The sequence below is a fragment of the Paraburkholderia fungorum genome (assembly GCF_902833645.1).
Classification (GTDB): Bacteria; Pseudomonadota; Gammaproteobacteria; order Burkholderiales; family Burkholderiaceae; genus Paraburkholderia; species Paraburkholderia fungorum.
Window position 1 is genome coordinate 699,263 of record NZ_CADFGE010000002.1, and the last position, 22,889, is coordinate 722,151.

Sequence of the window (22,889 nt, forward strand, 5' to 3'; positions counted from 1 at the left end):
TATGCGTCGCGCTTCAGCGCTTCTGCCTAAAGCACGGCCTGCGATTCCCCGGCCTCCTGCTTCAGCCATGCCTCGACCTGTTCGCTGGTCCACGCCGGGTCGTCGTGCGGCAGGTCGTGGCCGGCCCACTGATGCTCGCGATGCGTTGCGCCCCAGGCCGCCGCAAGCTTCGCCGAACAGACCGGGTTGACCAGTTTGTCGGCGCGTGAAGAGAGAATCAGCAACGGGCAACGCGGCTTCGTTGCCGCCGCGCGAAAGCGCGCAGCCGCCCATAGCTGCCGTAGCGCGTTGCCCCGCAGCACTGGCGCGCTCCGGCGAATTTCGCTCCACGCTTCGAGATCCGCGCCCAACGTTTCGACGTTATTGCACGTGAGCCGATGGATGCCGCTTTCCGCGCGCGGCGCATCGAGCCAGTGAGCGGCCACGCCCACGAGGCCCGGCCACGCGGACGGACGCAGGCGTTCGTGCACGCGGCTGAACGGCCGCATGCTGGTGTTGATCAGCACGAGCCTCTCGATTTCGGCGGGATAGCGCTGCGCCCAATCGGTCGCCACCATGCCGCCAAGCGACATCGCCAGTACGCGATAAGGGCCTGGCGCCCCGGTTTGCAGCGCAGCAATCCGCACGAAGCCCACCATCTCTTCCACGCGAGCCGGTGCGGGCAAATGGTTGAGCTCGCCGTTGCCCGGCAGATCGAGCAACAAAAGGCGATCCGTGCCGGTCGCTTCGCGTAGCACGCTGGGCAATCGACCCCAGTGGCGGGTTTCGCGCGTCAATCCGCGCAACAGAATCCAAGTGCTCATAACACTGCCGGTTTGGACCAATGCTCAGTCGCGCTTTGCAGCAATTGCTCGCGACGCTTGCCTTGCGGCAGCCAGCGTTGCGACGAGAACGCCGCACGCGCGAGGAAATCGAGCAGATTCGCATGACGCCGCAGCACGCGCGCGGTGCGATGCGCCTTCACCGGATTGAACATGCCCTGGCGCGAAAACAGTTGGCGGGGATTCTTCTTGATCCACAACCACGAACCGAGTTCGAGCGTCATCGGCAGGAAGATGTTCGGCGCCGGCGCGCGGTCGTACGCGAAATCCCACAGGTCGCCGTGCAGCAGGTACTGGTGGCTCTGCGGTTCGAACGCGTAGCCATGATGCGGATGCGCGCGTTCGAACATGGTTTTGAGCATGTACATTTCCGGCAGATGCGCCATCAGCTTGCGCGTGCGCGCGTAAGGAAACCATATGCTATCGCGCCAGCCGTAACCCGAGTGGCAGTCGAGCGCAATGCTCAGGGGCCGCGCGGCCATTTCGGTTTCGACCACCTGCAGCAGCGCAGCCGCCTCCGGCTCCATGGGCTCGCCCGGCCGGCCGCGATACCAGGGCAGCCATGCACCCACCCGCTGGCCACCCGCGAGCAGCGGCACGCGTTCGTCGGCATTCTGCGGCGCGTTGCGCATCAGATCGACGCCATTGGGATTGGCCCGCGTGGCAGCCCACATGCCGCCCGGATTGACGATCGGCATAAAGATCAGACGAATCGACTGCAATTGCCGCACCAGCAGTTCGTCCCATTCCAGCCGGGCGAGCAGCGCGCGCATGTAGTCGAGCACGAGTTGCGAGCCGATCCGTTCAAGCCCGTGAATGCCGCCAAAAAACCCGATTGCGGGCGCGAGTGGATCCGTCGAGCCGATACTCGCGGTGTGCACGGCGAATTGCCGCCCCCGCACCGTGGTGTCGCAGACTGTGCGAATCTCGAAGCTGGCGCTGCCCTGGTCGAGGATCGACTTGAGATCTTCGTACTCCGCAAAACTGTCGGGAAGAAAGCTCAAAGGCTGCATGACGACATCGAAAGGAACTGCAAGGTTATTGGGGACGGCACACTCAATGACGCAATATAGCCTGGCCGCACACGGTCATGCGAAACCGATGCCGCACATCGTAGATCGTGTCACACGGGTGTCATTTTCTATTCGAACGAATGACATCCTGCTGCCTTTTCGGCGACTCAAAAAAGACACATGAAGATATAGTCGTCTAGACGTTGCGATGCCTTCACTCAACCGTCACAGACGCTTCCTAGAATGAGCCCCACACATGCCGGCAATGGCCGGATGCATCAAGGGGTACTTATGGAAACAATTCGGGAAGCAATCCGTATCGAACGCCTGAGCAAGACGTTCAGCAATGGCCGCAAGGCGCTGGACGAAATCGATCTGCGTGTCGAACCGGGCGAAATGGTTGCCTTGATCGGCGCCTCTGGTTCGGGCAAGTCGACGCTGCTGCGGCACATCGCGGGCTTCACGGCTTCGGATGCACAGCCGTCGCAGATCGCGATTCTCGGCCGGCCGATCCAGCAAAACGGCCGCATCGTCCGGGAAGTGCGCAGTATTCGCCGCGATATCGGTTTTGTGTTCCAGCAATTCAATCTGGTGAACCGGCTTTCGGTGGAGCGCAACGTCCTGATCGGCGCGCTCGCGCGGCTGCCTTTGTGGCGCCGTCTCAGCGGGCGCTTCCCGGCCGCGGAACGGGCGCTTTCGATGGCCGCGCTCAATGAAGTCGGCATCGGCGACCATGCGCGCGAACGCGCCGCCAATCTCTCCGGCGGTCAGCAGCAACGCGCCGCCCTCGCGCGAGCGCTGGTGCAACGCGCGCGCATCGTGCTCGCCGACGAACCCATCGCCTCACTCGACCCCGAATCGTCGCGCCGCGTGATGGAAATGCTGCGCACGCTCAACGTCGAGCATCAGTTGACGGTGCTGGTGTCGCTGCATCAGGTCGACATCGCCATGCAGTTTTGCCCGCGCACAGTTGCGCTGCGTCGCGGCAAGGTGGTCTACGACGGCCCATCCTCGTCGCTGAGCCCTGCCCTGCTAAAGAAACTCTATGGCGACGACGCCCGCGAACTGCTCGACGAGGCCGCGGCCGACAGCATGGCCCATCAGGCGGACAACGCCGTCAGCGGGAGCGACGCCAGCGCTCCGGCGAGCGACGCCGCCCCCAACTCGACACGCTATGCGTTCGCCCTCAATCCGGTGCACTCGAACTGAGCGCGCCGACCCATTCTGTTCACTCAACCGGACTTCAAAAGCGATGAAATTTCTGCGTTCGTTAGGTTCATTACGTTCACTTCGTTCATTAGTCACGCTGACTGTCGGCGCGGCCGCATTCGCCGGCGCCGCCACCGCACACGCGGAAGACATCAACCTCGGCATCATTTCGACCGACTCCTCCTCGGTGCTGAAACAGCGCTGGGAACCGCTGATCGAGGACATGAACAAGCAAACCGGCCTGAATGTCAAAGCGTTCTTCGCGACCGACTACGCCGGCATCATTGAAGGCATGCGCTTCAACAAGGTACAGGTCGGCTATTTCGGCAATGCATCGGCGATCGAGGCGGTGGATCGTTCGCAAGGCGAAGTATTCGCGAAGGTGCTGTATGCGAACGGCCAGCTCGGCTACAAGTCGGTGCTCATCACCAACGTCAACAGCCGCTTCAAGACGCTGGACGATGTGTTCAAGGACACGAAGGACGTCACGCTCGGTTTCGGCGATCCGAACTCCACTTCGGGCACGCTGATCCCCGGTTATTACCTGTTCGCCAAGCGCAACATATCGGTCAATACGGCATTCAAGGCGGTGCTGCCGTCGAGTCATGAGGCGAACCTGCTGGCCGTGGTGAACAACAAGATCGACGTCGCGACGAATAACACCGAGATGCTCGATACGCTCAAGCAACAACATCCGGACAAGTTCGCGCAAGTACGCGTGCTGTGGACTTCGCCGCTGATTCCGTCGGACCCGCTAGTTTGGCGCAAGGATCTGCCGCAAGCCACCAAGGACAAGATCCGCAACTTCTTCCTGAACTACGGCAAGACCGATCCGCACGAGAAACAGGTTATGGCCTCGATTACCGGTTACGCCGGTTTCGCGGCATCGTCGGATGCGCAGTTGCTGCCGATCCGCCAGGTCGCGTTGTACCGCCAGAAGCAGAAGATCGAGAGCGACACCCATCTTTCCGATGACGACCGCAAGACGCAGTTGGCCGACATCGACGCGAAGATGAGCGCACTCAATAGCGCCGTATCGAAGCAATGAACACGGTTGATCTGATCACGTCGCCCACGCGCGCGAGCGAAGCGCTCGCCGCGCAGGCGGCACGGCACCCCGCGCCTGCCGCGGGCAAGCGCAGCTGGTTGTCGCTCGTAGGCTGGATCGCCGTGCTTGCCGTACTGGGTGGCGCGTGGCACGGCGCCGACATGCGTCCGCTCGATCTGTTTTCCGACTCCGGCAATATGGGTCAGTTCGCCAAGGACTTCTTCCCGCCGGACTTCACCGAATGGCGCAGCTATTTGCACGAGATGTACGTGACGCTCTCCGTTGCCGTGTGGGGCACCGTGCTCTCGCTGGTGTGCGCCGTGCCGTGCGGCCTGATGTCCGCGCACAACATGGCGCCCATGTGGGTCGTACAACCGATGCGCCGCATGATGGACGCCTGCCGCGCGATCAATGAAATGGTCTTCGCGATGCTGTTCATCGTCGCCGTGGGACTCGGTCCGTTCGCCGGCGTGCTGGCGTTATGGGTGCACACCACCGGCGTGCTCGCCAAGCTCTTTGCCGAAGCGGTCGAGGCTATCGATCCGCGTCCCGCCGAAGGCGTGCGCGCGACCGGCGCCACCAGTCTCGACGAAATCATTTACGGCGTGCTGCCGCAAGTGTTGCCGTTGTGGATCTCGTATGCGTTATATCGCTTCGAATCGAACGTGCGCTCGGCGATGGTGGTCGGCATGGTCGGCGCGGGTGGGATCGGCGTGGTGCTGTATGAGGCGATCCGTTCGTTCAATTACGCGCAGACGGCAGCGGTGATGATCATGGTGATTGTCGTCGTGACGGTGATCGACATGGCATCCGCGTGGCTGCGAGAACGCGTGACCTGACCGTTCCGCGATTTCCGCGTGCCGGAGCCCCGGTGTGCAGGCATTACGCCTGCGCCCGGGTCGAGCAGCGGCTGACTGTCACCACAAAATGCCGCTCACTGCCACATAAAGCCCCTTCAATTTAGTCGCCCACCCCTCCATTCCGGCGTTCTGCTGGAATAATCACCTGCTTGCGGCCGGCTTTCGGCCTTTTTACTCTTCTTCCTGGCCTCCGATGGACACCCTAGTCGTTTCGCTGGTGCTGCTTTCCGCGCTGCTTCACGCCACCTGGAACGCGTTTCTGCATCTCTCCGAAGACCGTGTATGGCTGCTCGGCATGATGGCGATTCCGTATATCGCGGTCAGCGCAGTCGGCGTGGTCGTGCTGCCTATGCCCGATCCGGCGGCCTGGCCTTATATCTTCGCGTCCGTGGTACTCGAATTCGGCTACCTGCTGGCACTGATCCGAGCCTACAAGAGCGGCGACTTCGGGCAAATCTATCCGATTGCGCGAGGTCTTTCGCCGATGCTCGTGTTCGTCGGCGCGCTGGTGTTCGCGCACGAGGCACTCAAACCGCTGGCCGCAATCGGCGTGGCGCTCGTGTCGCTCGGCATCGTCTCGCTGGCATTTCGGCGAGGCATGCGGTTTTCCGGCGAAAGCGTGCCGTTCGCGCTGCTGACCGGTTTCTTCATCGCGGCGTATTCGGTCGTCGACGGAATTGGCGCACGCGTGGCGGGCAACGGCCTGAGCTACATCATGTGGGTGTATCTGATCTGGAATATCCCGCAGTTTCTGCTCGCCTGGCATTGGCGCGGCGGCGCCAAGGGGCTGTTCATCGGCCGCACGGTGGTGCTCAAAGGCATCGCATCCGGCGTGCTCGCGCTCACCGCCTATTGCCTGATCATCGAGGCATACCGCTACCTGCCGATCGCGATGGTGTCCGCGCTGCGTGAGCTGAGTTCGATCTTCGCGGTGCTGATCGGCTGGCTGTTCATGCGCGAAAAGCTGACCACTCGGCGTATCGTGGCATGCGCGCTGGTAACGCTGGGGGCGGTGCTGATACGGATTTGACGCGCACCGTGATGCGCCCTCACGCGAATTGCACCAGAGTCGCGTCGATCGCATCCGCGAGCGTATTGAAGGCAGGCGCGATCTCCTCGTCGGGCACGCATGCATAGCCGATCAGCAAGCCCGACGGCGCCAGCGACGGTTGCGCGTAATACCCCGACAATGGCCGCACGACGATATTGCGCTCCAGCGCGGCGGCGGCCACCGCACGGTCGTCGCTGCCTGCCGGCAATTGCATTACCAGATGCAGACCGGCATCGCCGCCCACGGCCGGCAGCGCATCGCCATAACGGTGGGCAGCGGCGTCCAGCAGGGTCTGGCGACGCTGCCCGTACAGCGTGCGCATCTTGCGGATATGCGACGTGAAATGCCCTTCCGCGATGAATTCCGCCAGCATCGCCTGCTGCAGCAACTGTCCTTCGCGATACAACTCCGCGCTCGCGGTCGCGAAGCTTTCGGCCAGCGCTTCGGGCACGACCAGGTAGCCGATGCGCAGGCCCGGAAACAGCGTCTTGCCGAAGCTGCCCACGTAAATCACCTGTCCGGACCTGTCCAGACCTTGCAGCGACGCCAGTGGCCGACTGCCGTAGCGGTATTCGCTGTCGTAGTCGTCCTCGATGATCCAGCACTGGTTCTGCCGCGCGTATTCGAGCAGCATGCGGCGCCGCGCGAGGCTCATCACCATGCCGAGCGGATATTGATGCGATGGCGTGACGAGCATCAGCTTCGGCGGCTGGGCGAGATCGTCGGCGGACGGATTGATGCCTTCTTCGTCGACGGCGATCGGCCGCGATTGCAGGCCGGACACGTGCAGCACGCTGCGCACGCCCCAGTAGCACGGGTCTTCGGTCCAGATCAGGTCGCCCGGATCGGACAGCAGACGCACGGCGAGGTCGACCGACTGGTGAATCCCGGTCGTGATGATGATCTGCTCGGACGTACAGCGCACCGAACGCGACGTCCGCAGATAGTCCGCCAGCGCGTGCCGCAGCGAGGCGAGGCCGCCGCCCGGCGCGTAGGTCAGCAAGTCCGGGCGCAGCCGGCGCCAATACTTGTTGTGCAAACGGCTCCATACGCGGGCCGGAAACTTCGTGACATCCGGCACCCCCGGCATAAACGCGCCCCATTGCCGCTTCGATACGCCGGCCCCCGCAATGAGCCGCGCGCCGCGTGCCGACAACGCGCGCTTGCCCTGCAACGACGGGGGCGGCGGCAATGATTCGAGCGGCGTGCCCGGCGCGTCGGCGTCGGCTGCGCCGACGATCTCGTCCGGCGCGCTATCGGCGACGAACGTGCCACGGCCGGTTGCCGAACTGACATAGCCTTCGAGCACCAGTTGCTCGTACACCTGCGTAACCGTATTGCGGCCGATGCCCAATTCCTGCGCCAGGAGACGCGACGACGGCACCTTGCTGCCCGCCGGCAATTCGCGCGACAGGATCGCCTGCTGCAACAGCCGGTGCAACTGACGATAGATCGGCTGGCCATTGCCACGATCGAGGCGCTGCGCCAGCCAGTCGGACAAAACGCTCGCTCGCATGATTGGCTCCTACTTTTTTATTGAAATGGCTCTGAAATTAAGAGCCAAATCTCATTATAGTCGCTGCATGTGCTGCGTTGAGCCCGCAGTCCCCTGCAAAATCGAGGAGCGAAGGAGATAACCATGAAGAATGCTGACCTGAAGAGCCGTAAGGACGCCGCCACGCCGCGCGGCGTCGGGGTGATGTGCGATTTCTACGCTGAGCGCGCGGAAAACGCCGAGTTGTGGGACGTCGAGGGGCGCCGTTTCATCGATTTCGCCGCGGGTATTGCCGTGTGCAACACGGGCCATCGTCACCCGAAGATTCTGGCGGCGATCCGCGACCAGCTTGATCATTTCACGCATACCGCGTATCAGATCGTGCCGTACGCGTCGTACGTCGAACTGGCTGAGAAGATCAACGCGCGTGCGCCGGGCGACTATCCGAAGAAGACCGCCTTCTTCACGACGGGTGCTGAAGCGGTTGAAAACGCGATCAAGATTGCGCGTGCCGCGACGGGCCGTCCGGGCGTGATCGCCTTCACGGGTGGTTTCCACGGGCGCACGATGATGGGCATGGCGCTGACCGGCAAGGTCGCGCCGTACAAGATCGGCTTTGGGCCGTTCCCGGCGGACGTGTTCCATGCTCCGTTCCCGAATCCTCTGCATGGCGTGACGACGGCTGATTCGCTGAAGGCGATCGAGTTTCTGTTCAAGGCCGACATCGATCCGAAGCGCGTCGCGGCGATCATTTTCGAACCGGTGCAGGGCGAAGGCGGTTTCTACCCGGCGCCGGCCGAGTTCGTGCGCGCGTTGCGCAAGCTGTGCAATGAGCATGGCATTTTGCTGATTGCCGACGAAGTGCAGACGGGTTTTGCGCGTACTGGCAAGTTGTTTGCCATGCATCACTACGACGTGGTGCCTGATCTGATGACGGTGGCCAAGAGTCTGGCAGGCGGCATGCCGTTGTCGGGGGTGGTTGGTCGTGCCGATCTGATGGATGCGGCGGCGCCTGGCGGTCTGGGTGGCACCTATGCGGGCAACCCGCTGGCGATTGCGTCCGCGCATGCTGTGCTCGATATCATCGATGAAGAGAAGCTCTGCGAGCGGGCTACCGTTTTGGGTGATCGCGTCAAGGCGAAGCTGATCGCGCTGCAGAGCGAAGTTCCGCAGATCGCCGATGTGCGTGGACCGGGCGGGATGGTTGCTGTTGAATTCTGCAAGGCCGGTGGGACTGAGCCGGATGCTGAGTTCACCAAGCGGGTGCAGGCGCTGGCGCTTGAGCGTGGGTTGCTGTTGCTGGTTTGTGGTGTTTATTCGAACGTGGTTCGGTTCCTGTTCCCGCTTACGATTCAGGATTCTGTTTTTGATGAGGCTATGGGGATTCTGGAAGCGGTGCTTAAGGAGAATGTTGCTGTAGCTGTCTGATCAGGGTTGGGGCTTGATCGGCGGGTTTTTTTGTTGATCTGGCTTTTTTGTTGATCTGGATTTTTGGCCTTTCCTTGAATTGTTAGTGGTCTATTAGCGTTGCCCCTGTGCGGGGGGGCACCTACTTTTCTTTGCCTGCCGCAAAGAAAAGTAGGCAAAAGAAAGCGGCTCAAACCGCTAATTCTTAAGCGGGTCCCCCGCACAGTAGCGATAGTGGTGCATCTGGAATCTGTCGCCTCGCACATTCGGCGTTAGTGACAAGGCAGTCATACCTCCGGCGGCCTGCGCCGCCGAAACCCGGTTTCAAAAACCACCAGGTATGCCAGGCGCTCCGCCGGTTTCCCTGGCAGACCCGTCCGCGACGCACGCAGTGCGGAGTGGGAGCTGATGAATCCTTTGTCAACGGCGCGGAGTGCGCGAGAGCACGGATTCCAGATGCACCACTACCGTGGCTGTGCGGGGGACCCGCTTATGAGCTGGCGGTTTGAGCCGCTTTCTTTTGCCTACTTTTCTTTGCGGCAGGCAAAGAAAAGTAGGTGCCCCCCCGCACAGGGGGAACGCTAATAGACCGATAAGAAAACAAGGAAAGGCCAAAAGACCAACCCCAGACCAGACCACGAACAAAGCAAGACTCCACCAAACAAAACCAGACAACAAACCCGCCGGGCAGGCCCAAACCTTAAACCCCAAAACCCTGGAGCAAAACCCAAATGCCAACGCTGACCCTCCAAGACCCCACTCTTCTAAAAACCCAAGCCTACATAGCAGGCGAATGGCAACCCGCCGACGACGGCGCCACCTTCGAAGTAAAAAACCCAGCCACCGGCGAAACAATCGCCGCCGTGCCCCGCATGGGCACCACCGAAACCCGCCGCGCAATCGACACGGCCAACGCAGCATGGCCGGCATGGCGCGCCACCACCGCCAAACACCGCGCCACGATCCTGCGTAAATGGCATGACCTGATGCTGGAAAACGCCGACGATCTGGCAAAAATCCTCACCACCGAACAAGGCAAACCGCTAGCGGAAGCCAAAGGCGAAATCCTCTACGCCGCCTCGTTCCTCGAATGGTTCGCGGAAGAAGGCAAACGCGTCAACGGCGATACCATCCCCACGCCGGCAGGCGACAAGCGCATCGTCGTAACGAAAGAACCGATCGGTGTCTGCGCGGCCATCACGCCATGGAATTTCCCGGCAGCCATGATCACCCGTAAAGTCGGCCCCGCACTCGCCGCCGGTTGCCCAATCATCGTCAAACCGGCCGAAGCCACACCTCTATCAGCACTCGCCCTCGCCGTGCTCGCCGAACGCGCCGGCGTGCCGCGCGGCGTGTTCAACGTTGTCACCGGCGAGCCGAAAGCAATCGGCGCCGAAATGACCGGCAACCCGATCGTGCGCAAACTGTCCTTCACCGGTTCGACGCCGGTGGGCCGTCTGCTGATGGCGCAGTGCGCACCGACAGTCAAGAAAGTGTCGCTCGAACTCGGCGGCAACGCACCGTTCATCGTCTTCGAAGACGCGGATCTGGACGCGGCCGTCGCGGGCGCCATCGCGTCGAAGTATCGCAATAGCGGTCAAACTTGCGTCTGCACGAACCGCTTCTATGTACACGATAAAGTCTATGACGCGTTCGCCGAAAAACTGCGCGTTGCCGTCGAGCAACTCAAGGTCGGCCGCGGCACCGAAGATGGCGTCACGCAAGGTCCGCTGATCAACGAAGCCGCCGTGCTCAAGGTCGAGTCGCATATCGAAGACGCACTCGCCAAAGGCGCACGCATCGTCACCGGCGGCAAACGGCATGCGCTCGGCCATGGCTTCTTCGAGCCGACCGTACTTGCGGACGTCACGCCGGCCATGAAGGTCGCGCGCGATGAAACCTTCGGGCCGCTCGCGCCGCTGTTCCGCTTCTCGTCGGACGAAGAAGTGATCCGCCTCGCCAACGATACGGAATTCGGCCTCGCATCGTACTTCTATAGCCGCGACATCGGCCGCGTCTGGCGCGTCGCGGAAGCACTCGAATACGGCATGGTCGGCATCAACACCGGGTTGATTTCCAACGAAGTCGCACCGTTCGGCGGCGTCAAGCAATCCGGCCTCGGCCGCGAAGGATCGCACTACGGTATCGACGACTACGTCGTAATCAAGTACATGTGCGTCGGCGGAATCTAACGCAAGAACGGCAAAAACGGCCGCGTCGGAATCTCCGACGTGGCCGTTTTATCTTGAGCGTGAATGCAGTGCCCTTCTCAGAACGAATGGCGAATGCCGGCCATCACACCGAGTTGCCCAATGCCTGGCGCGGGCGTCGTCCCTCCACCGCCCTGGCTCACCGTATAGGCAGCGTGCGATAAGCTCGGTGCGCCACTGTTCGAACGGCACTCGAAGGGCATGCAGCTTACTGCGATCGGCAGCGCGCTGCTGCCGCACGCCACCCTGCTGCAACGCGAAGCCGATCACGCGCGCGAGGAAATCGACGCGATGCGCGGTCTCGCGAAAGGAACGATTCGCGTCGGCGCGGCGGCGAGCATTGCGACGCTCGTGCTGCCGCTCGCGGTGAGCGGCGTCCTCGCGCGCTGGCCGAATCTGCGTGTGGAGATTATGGAAGGGGTGTGGGACGGTCTCGCGAATTGCTGGAGCAACTCAGGCAGTTGACTGCCGTACAGGGCTAAGCGCCCGCGCGAGGTCAAGGAGCCCATTGCTTCGCTCAACGCTCAATTGCAAAGCGGCCCCGCTTCCACATTGAAGTGAAGGCGGGGCCGCTGTCCAACGACATCAATCAGCTATCAGACGGGTGCGAGGCTATCGCTCACACGACCGCTGTTTAGTGTCCGAAGTTTGCAACCGGAACCGAGTAGGAGCTCGGGGTCACTTCACTGCGGCTGCCTGCTTGCGACGAGCCATTCGTGGCCGAACCGTAACCGCTGCCGTTTTGTGCGGCGACGCGCGCTTCCGCTGCCTGAATGTTTGCCGGATAGTCGTCGACGTTCGCGGTGGCCGGGTTGTAACCGGCCTTTTCCAGTTGAATCAACTCAGCGCGGACCTGAGCGCGGGTGACCGGCTGGTTCGATTGCGCAAAAGCCGCGAGCGGCGCAGTGATAAGAGCAGCGATAACAGCAGCTTCGATCAGGGATTTCATGACGACTACCTCCAGAGATTGTTTTTTGCCGCGCCGCAAACGCTTTTGTTTGCAGCCAGTGGACACAGTCTAGGAGTCGGCCGACCTAGGGTAAACCCCTAATAAGCGAATTCACTGTTGCTAAAAGCGACACAATTGTCACGAAAGGTCATTGAAAGCCCGGCAATAAAGCCGAAGCTGGCGCTGTCTCGCCCGACGGCAGCCCCGCTCCGCCGTTTCTGCCGCCTGTCACCTGCCGGTCGTTTCTCGGGCTGACGCCGAATCGCGCCCGATAGGTTCGGGAAAAATGCGAAGGCGACTCGAACCCGCACGCGACACAAATCGACGTGATCGACATGTCGGTCTGTTGCAGCAACTCGCGCGCACGGGTGAGGCGCAGTTGCAGATAGAAGTGGGTCGGCGTGTCTTTCAGCGACGCGCAGAACAGCCGCTCCAGTTGCCGCCGCGTCACGCTGATCTCGTCCGCGAGCTGGTCGGGCGTCAGCGGCTCCTCCATATGCTGTTCCATTGCTCCAATCACCTGAATCAGCTTGCGGTTGTGCACGCCGTAACGCGCTGCGATTTCCATACGCTGATGGTCCGAACGCTGCCGGATCCGGCTCACGACAAACTGCTCCGAGACCGCGGAAGCCAACGCCGCGCCATGCTTGCGGCCGATCAGGTCGAGCATCATGTCGATCGACGCCGTGCCGCCCGCGCAGGTGATGCGCCGCGCGCCGATTTCGAACAGCTCCTGGCTTGCGTTCAACGAGGCATAGCGCTCGCGAAAGGCCGACAGCGCCTCCCAATGCACGGTCACGCTATCCGCACCGCCGAGGAGCCCGGCTTCCGCGAGAACGAAGCTGCCCGTATCGATGCCGCCGAGCGTCGCGCCGCCGCGCTCGAGCCGCTTCAGACAATCGCCGAGCTCACGCGTATAGCAGGCGAGCGGCTCGAATCCCGCGACCACGAATACCGTCTGCGCCGCGTCGACGTTCGCGATTGCCGCATCCGCATTGATCGAAATGCCGTTGCTGGCCGCGACCGGCGCGCCATCGAGACTCAGAATGCGCCAGCGGTAGAGATCGCCGCGAAAGCGGTTCGCCACGCGCAACGGCTCGACCGCCGACATGAAGCCGATCGCCGAGAAGCCAGGCAGCAGCAGGAACGACATATCTTCGGGCATCGTGCACAGACTCGATCAGGAACTTACGGGGGCACTTAGTGGCACTTAGGGGCGCTCAGAGGTGCATGAGGGACACAAACCTCGGGCGCCACGCGGGGATTCCGGGCGAGCGTAGCAAGCAGCGCGCGATGCGGCAAGGCGCACCAAAATTCACCGGACGAATCGATGCTGCACCGCAATGACGACCGATGCTGGTTTTCCCTCGTTGTCGCATGGGAGCAAGAACGGGTCGCAGACGGTCGCTTTGGCGGGAATATGGGGCATTAACGTTACGTCACTCGTGCAGTGCGGACGATGCACAGGTCCAGCTCAGTGCATGACTCAATATCAGATCGCGCAATGCCGCACCATGCGGCGCAAGTCCGGAGGCCGCCCTGCTTTGCTCGGCGCGGCTGTTTCGAAACACGCTGTTTAACGTGTCAGAAGAGGGAACGTCATGAAGTTACGCGTCAAAGCTTTGCTTGCCTGTCTGGTCTGTCTGGCGGCCGTCACCGCCGCGCCGCCGGTCCTCGCGCAGGATCCCGACACCTGCCGCGCGGTGCATTTTGCCGACATCGGCTGGACCGACATCACGTCGACCACCGCGCTCGCGTCGACCGTATTCGAGGGACTGGGCTATCAGCCCGTGACGACCGTCGCGTCGGTACCGATTTCGTTCGCCGGCCTGAAGAGCAAACAGCTCGACGTGTCGCTCGGCTACTGGTGGCCCGTGCAGGAAAAGGCGATTGCCCCCTTCGTCGAGTCGAAATCGATCCAGGTGCTGCAACCGCCTAATCTGACCGGCGCTAAGGCGACCTTCGCCGTGCCCAGCTACGAATACGACGCAGGCCTGAAGACTTTCGCCGACATCGCGAAACACCGCGACCAGCTCGACGGCAAGATCTATGGCATCGAACCCGGCAGCAGCGCGAACGCGGCGATTCAGAAAATGATCGCCAGCAATCAGTTCGGCCTCGGCGGTTTCAAGCTGATCGAATCGAGTGAAGCGGGCATGCTGGTGTCGGTGGATCGCGCGATTCGCGAGAAGAAATGGGTCGTGTTCCTCGGCTGGGAACCGCATCCCATGAATATCACAATCGACATGAAATACCTCACCGGGAGTGATGGCGTATTTGGTCCGAACGACGGCGAGGCACGTGTCTATACGCTGACCTCCCCCGACTATCTGACGCGTTGTCCGAACGCGGGCAAGCTCGTGAGCAATCTGCGCTTTTCGACGCAACTTGAAAACGTGGTGATGCAATCGGTGATGAACAAGGAGAAGCCCGCCGATGCCGCCAAAGCGTATCTGAAGAAGAACCCGCAAGTGCTCGATGCATGGCTCGCCGGCGTGAAGACCTTCGACGGTAAGGACGGCTTGCCGGCGGTGAAAGCCTATCTCGGACTTTGATGGGGCCGCCTAGGTGGGGCCGCCCAGGCGGACCGCCCAGGTGTGCGCGCCCGGTCGGCCGCCGCCTCAATCCATCGAGTTGCACATCTCAATCCACAGGAACCAGCACGCATGAACCATGAAGTCATCGTGACCTGCGCGGTCACCGGCGCGGGCGATACGGTCGGCAAGCATCCGGCCATTCCCGTCACACCGAAGCAGATCGCCGAAGCCGCTATCGAAGCCGCAAAGGCCGGCGCAACCGTTGCACACTGCCACGTGCGCGATCCGAAAACCGGGCGCGGCAGCCGCGACCCACAGCTATATCGCGAGGTTGTCGACCGGATCCGCTCGTCGGGCACCGACGTGATCATCAACCTGACGGCGGGCATGGGCGGCGATCTCGAGATCGGTCCTGGCGAAGATCCGATGCGCTTCGGCGCCGGTACGGACCTCGTCGGCGGTTTGACGCGGCTCGCGCACGTCGAGGAACTGCTGCCGGAAATCTGCACGCTCGATTGCGGCACGCTCAATTTCGGCGACGGCGACTACATCTATGTGTCGACACCCGCGCAATTGCGCGCCGGCGCGCAGCGTATCCAGGAACTTGGCGTCAAGCCGGAACTGGAGATCTTCGATACCGGACATCTATGGTTCGCGAAGCAATTGCTCAAGGAAGGTTTGCTCGACGCGCCGCCGCTGTTTCAGATCTGCCTCGGCATTCCATGGGGCGCGCCCGCCGACACCACGACGATGAAAGCGATGGCCGACAGCCTGCCGGCTGGCGCGCAATGGGCCGGTTTCGGCATTGGCCGCATGCAAATGCCGATGGTCGCGCAGGCGATGCTGCTGGGCGGTCACGTGCGCGTCGGTCTCGAAGACAACATCTGGCTCGACAAAGGGGTCCACGCAACGAACGGCACGCTGGTGCAACGCGCGGTCGAGATCATCGAACGGCTCGGCGGCCGCGCGCTGACACCCGCCGAAGGCCGCAGCAAACTCGGCTTGCCCGCGCGCGGCGAGCGGCAACTGGAACGGCGTGCGGCGGGACAGTACGCATGAGCATGCCGCTTGTCCGTTGCGAACGGATAGCGTGCGCAGCGGTACCTGAGAACTCATAGGCAAAGGAAATATCAGCAATGGCAGTGATCGTCGATATCAAAACATTTGCGGCAATCGGCGCGGGCGTGATCGGCAGCGGCTGGGTGGCGCGCGCGCTTGCGCATGGGCTCGACGTCGTCGCCTGGGACCCTGCTCCCGGCGCGGAAAAACAGTTGCGCGAAAACATTGCGAACGCGTGGCCGGCGTTGGAGCGTGCCGGTCTCGCTGCGGGCGCGACTCCGGAAAGGTTGCGTTTCGTCGCGACGATCGAAGCCTGTGTCGAGCAGGCGGACTTCATTCAGGAGAGCGCGCCCGAACGCGAGGAATTGAAGCTCGCGCTGCACGAGCAGATCAGTCGCGCAGCAAAGCCGGACGCGATCATCGCTTCGTCTACTTCCGGCCTGCTGCCGAGCGATTTCTACGCACGCGCGGTGAATCCGCAGCGTTGCATCGTCGGCCATCCGTTCAACCCGGTGTATCTTCTGCCGCTCGTCGAAGTGGTGGGCGGAGAACTCACCGCGCCGGCAACCATCGACGCCGCGATGCGGATCTACAAGTCACTGTCGATGCGGCCGCTCCTCGTTCGCAAGGAAGTACCCGGCTTTATCGCCGACCGTCTGCTCGAAGCGTTGTGGCGCGAAGCGCTGCATCTGGTCAATGAAGGCGTGGCGACTACCGGTGAAATCGACGACGCGATCCGCTTTGGCGCAGGCATCCGCTGGTCGTTCATGGGCACGTTCCTGACCTACACGCTGGCGGGCGGCGACGCGGGCATGCGGCACTTCATGCAGCAGTTCGGACCGGCATTGGAGCTGCCGTGGACTAAACTGGTAGCGCCGCGCCTGACCGACGAACTGATCGATCGGGTGGTGGCCGGAACCTCCGAACAGGTTGGGCCGCGCTCGATCAAGCAGCTTGAACGCTACCGGGACGATTGCATTACGAGCGTGCTGGCAGCGATCGAGGAAGCCAAAGCCCGGCATGGCTTGCTTCCCGCGGAGTGACGCGGCCGGGTGCCGGCAAGCATACCGCTGTGCAGGCCGCTTGCGCTCCCGCAGCGGCCCATGCAACTCATATTGATGAAGGAGACGTTTGCCTATGCCAGATCACGCTGCGCTGCCCCACTATCGCGATACCGTGCGCGCCGAATGGGTCGATTACAACGGCCACTTGCGCGACGCGTTCTACATGCTGATTTTCAGCTTCGCGACTGACGCGTTGATCGACGTAATCGGACTGCCCGATCCGGTGCGCAAGGAACGCGGCCGCTCGATCTATACGCTCGAAGCGCATATCAACTACCTGCATGAAATCAAGGAAGGCGCGCAGCTTCGCGTCGATATGCGCGTGCTTGGGCATGATGCCAAACGGCTGCACCTTTACCTGGAGATGTTTGCTGACGATGGCGCCGAGCCGGTGGCCGCCGGCGAACAGATGCTGTTGCACGTCGATACCGGCGGTCCGCGCGCTGTTGCCTTCGACCCCGACGTCGAGGGCCGTGTTCGAGCACTGGCACAAGCGCATACCGCGTTGCCGGCGGCCAGGTTTGCGGGCCGCGTGATCGGCTTGCCGGTCAAGACCCCACGCAATGGGACCGAGGGCAGCAAGCATGCTTGAACCGGAGATCGCCGCGTTCATCGAACGAACCGCCGCCATCTATGCAGGGCATTCCACGTCCCTGCCGCCGAGCGAGCAGCGCGCGATTTACGAGCGCTATGCAGCAGCGCTCACGCCACCTTTGCCCGCCGACGTGATCGCCGAAGACGCCGTGTTCCAGGCGAGCGCCGGGCATCCGATCAGACTGCGGCGCTACCGGAATCGTGGAAAAGCGAGCGGGACGCCGACCGGCACCGTCCTGTACTTTCACGGCGGCGGCTTCGTGCTCGGCTCATTGGAAAGTCATCAGATCGTAACCGCACGTATTGCCGCGGACACCGGGCTCGATGTGATTGCGATCGATTACCGACTAGCGCCTGAACACCGCGCACCAGCCGCCCACGACGATTGCCTCGAACTTACGCTAGCCGCCTTGAAAGCCGAACTGCCGTTTGATTCGCTAGCGGGAAGCACCCTGCAACTGGCGGGAGACAGTGCCGGCGCCAATCTTGCCGCCAGTGTCGCCATGCGGCTACGCGACGACGGGGTTCAGGGCGTAAGCGGACTTGCACTGGTTTATCCGATGCTCGGCACCGAGCCGCAGATGCCCGCGCGGGAAACCGAAGCGCACGCGCCCATGCTGACGCTGGCGGACGTGCATGCGTTTCGCGATCTATATTGGGGCGAACACGGGAGTGACCACGCGCCTTATCCCGCGTGGACGATACCGCTCGATGGAACGCGTTTCGACGCACTGCCGCCGACGCTTGCCGTCGGCGTCGAACACGATCCGTTGCGCGACGATGCGAGAGTATTTGTCGAACGCGTCAACGCGGCCGGTGGCGAGGGCCGGTTATGGATCGGAACGGGCCTCGTGCATGGCTGTTGGCGCGCGCTCGAGTCGAGCCCCGGCGTGAAGGCATTGCATCGCACGGTCTGCCAGTTTCTAGGCGAGCATTCCGCCCTCTCGTGATGCCGTTGGACGGGATCGGATGAAGCGGGTCTTGAGTACAGCCGTTGGCCTTCATTCGCGGGTTGCCCCGTTCACGCCTCACGCCTGCGCCGCCGCGCCACTACGCCTGAACGAACTGGCAAAGAACAGTACCTGGTATTGCACCGCATTCGACCAGTACTCCCATGTATGTCCGCCTGGCCGCTCCGCGTAGTCATGCGGCACGCCCAATTCAACCAGCCGTGCATGCAGCATCCGGTTCGACTGAACAAGCGAGTCATTCACGCCGCAATCGATCGTCAATGCAATATGCGCATTTGCCAGACTACGGGCGTTTTCGACGATCGCCTCGTTGTTCCAGAAGTCGGCATGACGCGCCGGATCGCCAAACACCTCGTCGATGCCTGGTTCATCCTCGCACCCGCGGGGATCGACTGCCCCGCTAATACTGCCCGCGGCGCCAAATTCGTCGGGCCGATGCAGCGCGATATGCAAGGCGCCGAACCCGCCCATGCTCAAGCCCGTAATCGCGCGCGCCTGGCGCGTCGCAATCGTGCGGAAATGCGTGTCGATATAAGCGACAACTTCAGTGCCTATATAGGTTTCGTAACGGCTGCGCGGATCGACGGGGCTATCGATATACCAGCTCTCGTGACCACCGTCCGGCATGACGAGGATCACGTGATAGCGGTCGGCGAGCTTGCCGATATGCGAATTCGCGGTCCAGTCGGTGTAGTCGCCACCCGAGCCGTGCAGCAGGTAGACGACCGGGAAGCGATCGCCGGCTTTGCCATGCGTGTATTGGTCCGGCAGCACCACAGTCGCGTCGAACGACTTATGCATGGCCGCACTGGGAATGGCCACGACCCTGGACTGAAACGCCCAGACCGGGTTGGTGAACAGCAGCGTCAGAATGAGCCAGAACACACGAGTCATTTTCATGGTTTGTCGCTCTCCCCTTTCTATGTGTTCGACGAACACTGTCTGGCATCTGGCGGCAAAACGCTGACAACGACTCTAACAACGACGACTTACAACCAAATTTCAGCGAAGCATACGGTTCTGTCAGCCTCGCGCCACTCCCGGCGAGCAGGAGCGGCCCAAGCCGAAGCGCGATGCGGCGCGGCTCCCTGCAAAGCGAATACAGCGACGGCGACGCGTCTATTCAACGTGTGCTGAAAAACCTACCCGGCCCGGTGCAACGTCGGATCGCAACGTCAGCGCCGGAATGTCGTACGCCCCGCCGTTCTGCGGGCGAAATGCGATCGGCTTGGTGTTCCACAGGTCATCGAGCCGTTGTCCAAGCGCGTCGCAAATCTCCGCGAACCTCGCCGCATCGATCCGGCTGGTCCGATGAACGACGAACGGCGGCAACACGTCGAAACCGGGGTAATACAGCACCCCATGCTGAATCGGAAACAACACGTCGTCGATGGGTCCGTTGATCCCTCGCGGGCTGTAGTGAGACTCCCAGCCCCCGGTTGTCACCATCAGCATGGCCCGTTTGCCGGCCATGGATCCTTCCCCGTAACGGTCACCCCAGCGTGCGTCGGAGTGCTCCCCCACGCCGTACGCGAAACCATAGGCATAGACACGCTCCACCCAGCCTTTCAGGATCGCCGGCATCGAGAACCACCACAGCGGAAACTGCAGAATCACCGCATCCGCCCACTTCAGCTTGTCCTGCTCGAGTGCGATGTCCTGGCTTTGCCGCCCGTCGCTATAGGCGCGTTTCGAGTCGAGAGAGGGATCGAAACGTGCGCCGGGTTGCGTATCCAGGCTGTCGTTTGCATCGAGCGACGCTTTCCAGTTCATGGCGTACAGATCGGAGACCTGAACGACGTGCCCGGCGCCCTCGAGACGTTTTACCGAAAAATCCTTGAGCGAGCCGTTCAGCGACCGGGGTTCCGGGTGTGCATAGACGAGAAGAACATTCATGACCTGAGCTCCGTTAAGAGAAAACAGTACGATAGGTCTGTGTCCGGTATATTGGAAATGAATTGCCAATATGTCAGCTATTGCCATGAATAATCTCAGAAGACTGGACCTCAACCTGCTCGTCACGCTCGATGTTCTGCTATCGGAACATAATGTGACCCGTGCGGCGGAACGCCTGAACTTTTCTCAACCGTCGGTGAGCGTGCATCTTGCCAAGCTGCGGGATATCTTTGGCGACCCCTTGTTGCTGCCGGGACCTCGCGGCATGCGTCCCACCGCGCGAGCCGAGGAACTGCGTGAGCCTTTGCGCCAGGCGCTCGACGCACTCGAGCACGCGGTGGCGCCGGCCAGCCCATTCAATCCGGCCGAAGCAAACCATACATGGCGCGTGGCCGCCACCGACTACGCCGAATCGACGATTCTGCTACCCATGCTCGCCGGTTTGCGCGCGGCGGCGCCTGGTACCCGACTGGCGATCGTAGAGGCTGTCCCACCTCGCATCGCGAAGCAGGCGGAACAGGGCGATATCGATCTGGCCTTCCATACCAGCGAAGGCGCGCCGCCCGGATTACGCCGGCGGGTGCTGTTCAAGGAGCGCTACGTACTGGTAGGCCGCGCGGATCACCCGCGTCTGAAGCGACGACCAACGCTCGCGCAGTTCTGCAAACTGGAGCATGTGATTGTCTCTCCGGACGGCGGCGGGTTTAGCGGCGTTACGGATGACGCGCTAGCCGAGGTGGGTCTCGCGCGCAGGGTCGTGCTCTCGGTCCCGCACTTCCTGTTCATGAAGTCGGTTCTGGCGGACACCGACCTCGTGGCGATGCTGCCTGCGCGCCTGGTGCGCGGCAACAGTGCGCTCAAAATCGTCGAGGCGCCGGTTGAAGTGCCGGGTTACGAAATGGCGATGCTCTGGCATGAACGCTCTCATCGCGACCCGGCGCATCAATGGCTGCGGGAGTGCATCGCGGAGTCAGTGGCAACGTGAAAAGCGCGGAGGGAGCTCCGCCGCCTAGGTCGAGGTCAGCGCAATGAACGGTTGAAAAAAAACGTGTGTTGCCGCGTGCGCGGCAATCGCCACGCTTAGGCCATGGCGTCGGTACAGGTACGCCCACAAGATACCCGGCGCAAAAAAACGCAAGGTGTCGTAGACAAACGTGGAAGCGTGAAACGGCACATTGATCGCCAGGTTGAGTGCATGCGCAAGGATCAAGCCCAGCCAGTACGCCCCGGGCGTAATCGCACCGTCATGACGCCATACGCGGCCGATCAGGAACACGAATACCGAGCCGAAGAAAAGCTGATAGACAATGCCCTCGTTCAAGCTGCGTAATACGTAGTAAATCAAACGTACCCACAGCGAGATGCCCGGCAAGGATTCCGCACCATTGCCCGTCAACCGCGCGCGAAAAACGACATCGAGAAGCAGCAGATATGCCGCGACCAACACGCCGGCAATGAGCGAAACCCACATGGGATGCCTCAGCCCATATGGCATGATTTCAAGCCCGCAACGCCACGCGCAGTAGAGTCCGGAGACGCCAAAAGCGAGCATTGACAGCACTCGCACCGCGGGGGGATACACGCTTGCGTGAGCGAACGGGAAGAACGGCGGTACGAACGCGGCAATTGCGGCGCCGGCGGTCAACAAAGCGGCCAGAACTGTGTCACGCGCAGTGATGCGGTCAGCCGTGAAACTCGGCGCGGTCTCTTTCATCGTATCCCCAAGGTCGGCGCAGAACGGGTTGAGCCACGCTTGTACCACCGTTTGCGCCCGCTTTGCTATCCGGGTCTATTTTCCCTCATGCCTCGCGCCGATCGCGTCCAGTTCAGCGAGCGCATCGTCGGTCAGACTCAAGCGTGCCGCCTGCATGTTCTCGCGCAAATGTCCGAGCGACGAGGTGCCCGGAATCAGCAGAATGTTGGCTGAACGGTGGAGAAGCCATGCAAGCGCCACCTGCATGGGCGTCGCACCGATCCGTCGCGCGAGCGCGGACAGCGCCGAGGACTGGATCGGCGTGAATCCGCCCAGCGGGAAGAACGGCACATAAGCAATCCCCTGTCGCGCCAGTTCATCGATCAGTGCGTCGTCTTCGCGGTGAACCAGGTTGTAGTGATTCTGCACGCAGACAATCTCCACGAATCTCTGGGCCTCGGCCACCTGCGTTGCCGTCACGTTGCTCAAGCCAATATGGCGAACCAGCCCGCGCTGTTGCAGTTCGGCAAGCGCCGCGATCTGTTTTTCAATCGATCCTTCGGCGGGTGCATGCACGCTGCCCATGATTCGCATATTGACGACGTCGAGTGCGTCGACGCGAAGATTGCGCAGATTGTCTTGAACCCCGCGCTCGATATCTTCCGGTTCGCTCGCCGGCAACCACGCGCCATCGTCACCACGGACCGCACCCACCTTGGTGACGATCAGGAGGTCGTCCGGGTAGGGATGCAGCGCTTCGCGAATCAACTGGTTGGTGATGTGGGGGCCGTAGAAATCGCTTGTATCGATGTGATTGACGCCCGATGCCACCGCTTCGCGCAGCACCGCGATTGCCGCGTCACGATCTTTGGGCGGTCCGAATACGCCGGGGCCGGCCAGCTGCATGGCGCCATAGCCCATGCGCTGCACGAGATGGCCGGCCAGCGGAAAAGTGTCCGTGCGATTGAAGTTCGACATGGTGCGCTCCTTGATGTGAGGGGTTGAGCGGCAG

The 22,889-nt window shown here is 62.0% G+C and carries 21 protein-coding genes and 1 pseudogene; 13 read left to right on the plus strand and 9 right to left on the minus strand.

Going from position 1 to position 22,889, the window contains the following annotated elements; translation table 11 throughout:
- Positions 1-26 precede the first annotated feature (26 nt).
- Entirely contained in the window at positions 27-803 is a 777-nt protein-coding gene (locus tag HWX91_RS09825; protein WP_028200619.1) for an alpha/beta fold hydrolase, read from the minus strand.
- On the minus strand, positions 800-1,834 hold the full coding sequence (locus tag HWX91_RS09830; protein WP_028200620.1) for a M14 family zinc carboxypeptidase: 1,035 nt from the start codon (positions 1,832-1,834) through the stop codon (positions 800-802). Before HWX91_RS09830 ends, HWX91_RS09825 begins: the two co-directional genes overlap by 4 nt.
- A gap of 291 nt (positions 1,835-2,125) precedes the next feature.
- Here HWX91_RS09830 and phnC point away from each other — a divergent pair, with 291 nt between their 5' ends.
- The 4 genes from phnC to HWX91_RS09850 all read left to right on the plus strand — a co-directional run bounded on the left by phnC (position 2,126) and on the right by HWX91_RS09850 (position 5,981).
- Positions 2,126-3,043 carry a phosphonate ABC transporter ATP-binding protein gene (gene phnC / locus HWX91_RS09835; protein ID WP_028200621.1) on the plus strand — a complete coding sequence of 306 codons (918 nt, stop codon included), beginning with the start codon at positions 2,126-2,128 and terminating at the stop codon, positions 3,041-3,043.
- A 43-nt stretch (positions 3,044-3,086) separates the two neighbouring features.
- Positions 3,087-4,091 (plus strand): phosphonate ABC transporter substrate-binding protein, encoded by a 1,005-nt coding sequence (gene phnD, locus HWX91_RS09840; RefSeq protein ID WP_030100228.1) that lies wholly within the window; start codon positions 3,087-3,089, stop codon positions 4,089-4,091.
- Positions 4,088-4,930 carry a phosphonate ABC transporter, permease protein PhnE gene (gene phnE / locus HWX91_RS09845; protein WP_028200623.1) on the plus strand — a complete coding sequence of 281 codons (843 nt, stop codon included), beginning with the start codon at positions 4,088-4,090 and terminating at the stop codon, positions 4,928-4,930. The genes phnD and phnE overlap by 4 nt, the downstream gene beginning before the upstream one ends.
- A gap of 214 nt (positions 4,931-5,144) precedes the next feature.
- On the plus strand, positions 5,145-5,981 hold the full coding sequence (locus HWX91_RS09850; protein WP_028200624.1) for a DMT family transporter: 837 nt from the start codon (positions 5,145-5,147) through the stop codon (positions 5,979-5,981).
- A 19-nt stretch (positions 5,982-6,000) separates the two neighbouring features.
- Here the strand turns inward: HWX91_RS09850 and pdxR are convergent, their stop codons facing one another.
- Positions 6,001-7,518 carry a MocR-like pyridoxine biosynthesis transcription factor PdxR gene (pdxR, locus tag HWX91_RS09855; RefSeq protein WP_028200625.1) on the minus strand — a complete coding sequence of 506 codons (1,518 nt, stop codon included), beginning with the start codon at positions 7,516-7,518 and terminating at the stop codon, positions 6,001-6,003.
- 123 nt (positions 7,519-7,641) lie between these two features.
- Here pdxR and HWX91_RS09860 point away from each other — a divergent pair, with 123 nt between their 5' ends.
- From HWX91_RS09860 to HWX91_RS09870, 3 genes and pseudogenes are all read left to right on the plus strand, one after another.
- Positions 7,642-8,925: a 4-aminobutyrate--2-oxoglutarate transaminase gene (locus tag HWX91_RS09860; RefSeq protein ID WP_028200626.1), complete on the plus strand. Its 1,284-nt coding sequence runs from the start codon at positions 7,642-7,644 to the stop codon at positions 8,923-8,925.
- Positions 8,926-9,635: 710 nt separating this feature from the next.
- Entirely contained in the window at positions 9,636-11,096 is a 1,461-nt protein-coding gene (gabD, locus tag HWX91_RS09865) for an NADP-dependent succinate-semialdehyde dehydrogenase (protein WP_028198227.1), read from the plus strand.
- Between the two features lie 177 nt (positions 11,097-11,273).
- Positions 11,274-11,552, plus strand: a pseudogene (locus tag HWX91_RS09870) (LysR family transcriptional regulator); the annotation flags it as partial.
- Positions 11,553-11,748: 196 nt separating this feature from the next.
- Here HWX91_RS09870 and HWX91_RS09875 read toward each other — a convergent pair.
- Together HWX91_RS09875 and HWX91_RS09880 are read right to left on the minus strand one after the other, a co-directional pair.
- On the minus strand, positions 11,749-12,063 hold the full coding sequence (locus tag HWX91_RS09875; RefSeq protein ID WP_028198229.1) for a DUF4148 domain-containing protein: 315 nt from the start codon (positions 12,061-12,063) through the stop codon (positions 11,749-11,751).
- 148 nt (positions 12,064-12,211) lie between these two features.
- Positions 12,212-13,228, minus strand: a complete 1,017-nt coding sequence (locus HWX91_RS09880; RefSeq protein ID WP_028198230.1) for a GlxA family transcriptional regulator — start codon at positions 13,226-13,228, stop codon at positions 12,212-12,214.
- Positions 13,229-13,664: 436 nt separating this feature from the next.
- Here HWX91_RS09880 and HWX91_RS09885 point away from each other — a divergent pair, with 436 nt between their 5' ends.
- From HWX91_RS09885 to HWX91_RS09905, 5 genes are all read left to right on the plus strand, one after another.
- Positions 13,665-14,618, plus strand: coding sequence for a choline ABC transporter substrate-binding protein (locus HWX91_RS09885; RefSeq protein ID WP_028198231.1), 954 nt, complete (start codon positions 13,665-13,667; stop codon positions 14,616-14,618).
- A gap of 111 nt (positions 14,619-14,729) precedes the next feature.
- A complete protein-coding gene (gene cdhC / locus HWX91_RS09890) occupies positions 14,730-15,659 on the plus strand; it encodes a 3-dehydrocarnitine:acetyl-CoA trimethylamine transferase CdhC (RefSeq protein WP_028198232.1) in 930 nt (309 codons plus the stop codon).
- 77 nt (positions 15,660-15,736) lie between these two features.
- The gene (locus tag HWX91_RS09895; RefSeq protein WP_028198233.1) at positions 15,737-16,702 is read left to right on the plus strand and encodes an L-carnitine dehydrogenase; all 966 of its coding nucleotides are present in this window, start codon (positions 15,737-15,739) and stop codon (positions 16,700-16,702) included.
- A 94-nt stretch (positions 16,703-16,796) separates the two neighbouring features.
- Positions 16,797-17,315 (plus strand): thioesterase family protein, encoded by a 519-nt coding sequence (locus HWX91_RS09900; RefSeq protein WP_028198234.1) that lies wholly within the window; start codon positions 16,797-16,799, stop codon positions 17,313-17,315.
- On the plus strand, positions 17,308-18,267 hold the full coding sequence (locus HWX91_RS09905; RefSeq protein WP_028198235.1) for an alpha/beta hydrolase: 960 nt from the start codon (positions 17,308-17,310) through the stop codon (positions 18,265-18,267). Before HWX91_RS09900 ends, HWX91_RS09905 begins: the two co-directional genes overlap by 8 nt.
- 78 nt (positions 18,268-18,345) lie before the next feature.
- Here HWX91_RS09905 and HWX91_RS09910 read toward each other — a convergent pair whose 3' ends face one another.
- A complete protein-coding gene (locus tag HWX91_RS09910; RefSeq protein WP_028198236.1) occupies positions 18,346-19,188 on the minus strand; it encodes an alpha/beta hydrolase in 843 nt (280 codons plus the stop codon).
- A gap of 219 nt (positions 19,189-19,407) precedes the next feature.
- Positions 19,408-20,184, minus strand: a complete 777-nt coding sequence (locus HWX91_RS09915; protein ID WP_028198237.1) for an NAD(P)H-dependent oxidoreductase — start codon at positions 20,182-20,184, stop codon at positions 19,408-19,410.
- A 70-nt stretch (positions 20,185-20,254) separates the two neighbouring features.
- Here HWX91_RS09915 and HWX91_RS09920 point away from each other — a divergent pair, with 70 nt between their 5' ends.
- Positions 20,255-21,169, plus strand: coding sequence for a LysR family transcriptional regulator (locus tag HWX91_RS09920; protein WP_028198238.1), 915 nt, complete (start codon positions 20,255-20,257; stop codon positions 21,167-21,169).
- 24 nt (positions 21,170-21,193) lie between these two features.
- Here the strand turns inward: HWX91_RS09920 and HWX91_RS09925 are convergent, their stop codons facing one another.
- Positions 21,194-21,898: a hypothetical protein gene (locus HWX91_RS09925; RefSeq protein ID WP_127837995.1), complete on the minus strand. Its 705-nt coding sequence runs from the start codon at positions 21,896-21,898 to the stop codon at positions 21,194-21,196.
- A 75-nt stretch (positions 21,899-21,973) separates the two neighbouring features.
- Positions 21,974-22,855 (minus strand): aldo/keto reductase family oxidoreductase, encoded by an 882-nt coding sequence (locus tag HWX91_RS09930; RefSeq protein ID WP_028198240.1) that lies wholly within the window; start codon positions 22,853-22,855, stop codon positions 21,974-21,976.
- Between the last annotated feature and the right edge of the window lie 34 nt (positions 22,856-22,889).

Excerpts from the sequence above, each read along its gene's own strand:
- cdhC (WP_028198232.1), top strand. The coding sequence starts at position 14,730 with ATGAACCATGAAGTCATCGTGACCTGCGCGGTCACCGGCGCGGGCGAT.
- HWX91_RS09825 (WP_028200619.1), bottom strand. The coding sequence starts at position 803 with ATGAGCACTTGGATTCTGTTGCGCGGATTGACGCGCGAAACCCGCCAC.
- gabD (WP_028198227.1), top strand. The coding sequence starts at position 9,636 with ATGCCAACGCTGACCCTCCAAGACCCCACTCTTCTAAAAACCCAAGCC.
- HWX91_RS09860 (WP_028200626.1), top strand. The coding sequence starts at position 7,642 with ATGAAGAATGCTGACCTGAAGAGCCGTAAGGACGCCGCCACGCCGCGC.
- HWX91_RS09880 (WP_028198230.1), bottom strand. The coding sequence starts at position 13,228 with ATGCCCGAAGATATGTCGTTCCTGCTGCTGCCTGGCTTCTCGGCGATC.
- phnD (WP_030100228.1), top strand. The coding sequence starts at position 3,087 with ATGAAATTTCTGCGTTCGTTAGGTTCATTACGTTCACTTCGTTCATTA.
- pdxR (WP_028200625.1), bottom strand. The coding sequence starts at position 7,518 with ATGCGAGCGAGCGTTTTGTCCGACTGGCTGGCGCAGCGCCTCGATCGT.
- HWX91_RS09905 (WP_028198235.1), top strand. The coding sequence starts at position 17,308 with ATGCTTGAACCGGAGATCGCCGCGTTCATCGAACGAACCGCCGCCATC.
- HWX91_RS09850 (WP_028200624.1), top strand. The coding sequence starts at position 5,145 with ATGGACACCCTAGTCGTTTCGCTGGTGCTGCTTTCCGCGCTGCTTCAC.
- HWX91_RS09925 (WP_127837995.1), bottom strand. The coding sequence starts at position 21,898 with ATGAAAGAGACCGCGCCGAGTTTCACGGCTGACCGCATCACTGCGCGT.
- HWX91_RS09895 (WP_028198233.1), top strand. The coding sequence starts at position 15,737 with ATGGCAGTGATCGTCGATATCAAAACATTTGCGGCAATCGGCGCGGGC.
- HWX91_RS09885 (WP_028198231.1), top strand. The coding sequence starts at position 13,665 with ATGAAGTTACGCGTCAAAGCTTTGCTTGCCTGTCTGGTCTGTCTGGCG.
- HWX91_RS09900 (WP_028198234.1), top strand. The coding sequence starts at position 16,797 with ATGCCAGATCACGCTGCGCTGCCCCACTATCGCGATACCGTGCGCGCC.
- HWX91_RS09875 (WP_028198229.1), bottom strand. The coding sequence starts at position 12,063 with ATGAAATCCCTGATCGAAGCTGCTGTTATCGCTGCTCTTATCACTGCG.
- phnC (WP_028200621.1), top strand. The coding sequence starts at position 2,126 with ATGGAAACAATTCGGGAAGCAATCCGTATCGAACGCCTGAGCAAGACG.
- HWX91_RS09915 (WP_028198237.1), bottom strand. The coding sequence starts at position 20,184 with ATGAATGTTCTTCTCGTCTATGCACACCCGGAACCCCGGTCGCTGAAC.
- HWX91_RS09910 (WP_028198236.1), bottom strand. The coding sequence starts at position 19,188 with ATGAAAATGACTCGTGTGTTCTGGCTCATTCTGACGCTGCTGTTCACC.
- phnE (WP_028200623.1), top strand. The coding sequence starts at position 4,088 with ATGAACACGGTTGATCTGATCACGTCGCCCACGCGCGCGAGCGAAGCG.
- HWX91_RS09930 (WP_028198240.1), bottom strand. The coding sequence starts at position 22,855 with ATGTCGAACTTCAATCGCACGGACACTTTTCCGCTGGCCGGCCATCTC.
- HWX91_RS09830 (WP_028200620.1), bottom strand. The coding sequence starts at position 1,834 with ATGCAGCCTTTGAGCTTTCTTCCCGACAGTTTTGCGGAGTACGAAGAT.
- HWX91_RS09920 (WP_028198238.1), top strand. The coding sequence starts at position 20,255 with ATGTCAGCTATTGCCATGAATAATCTCAGAAGACTGGACCTCAACCTG.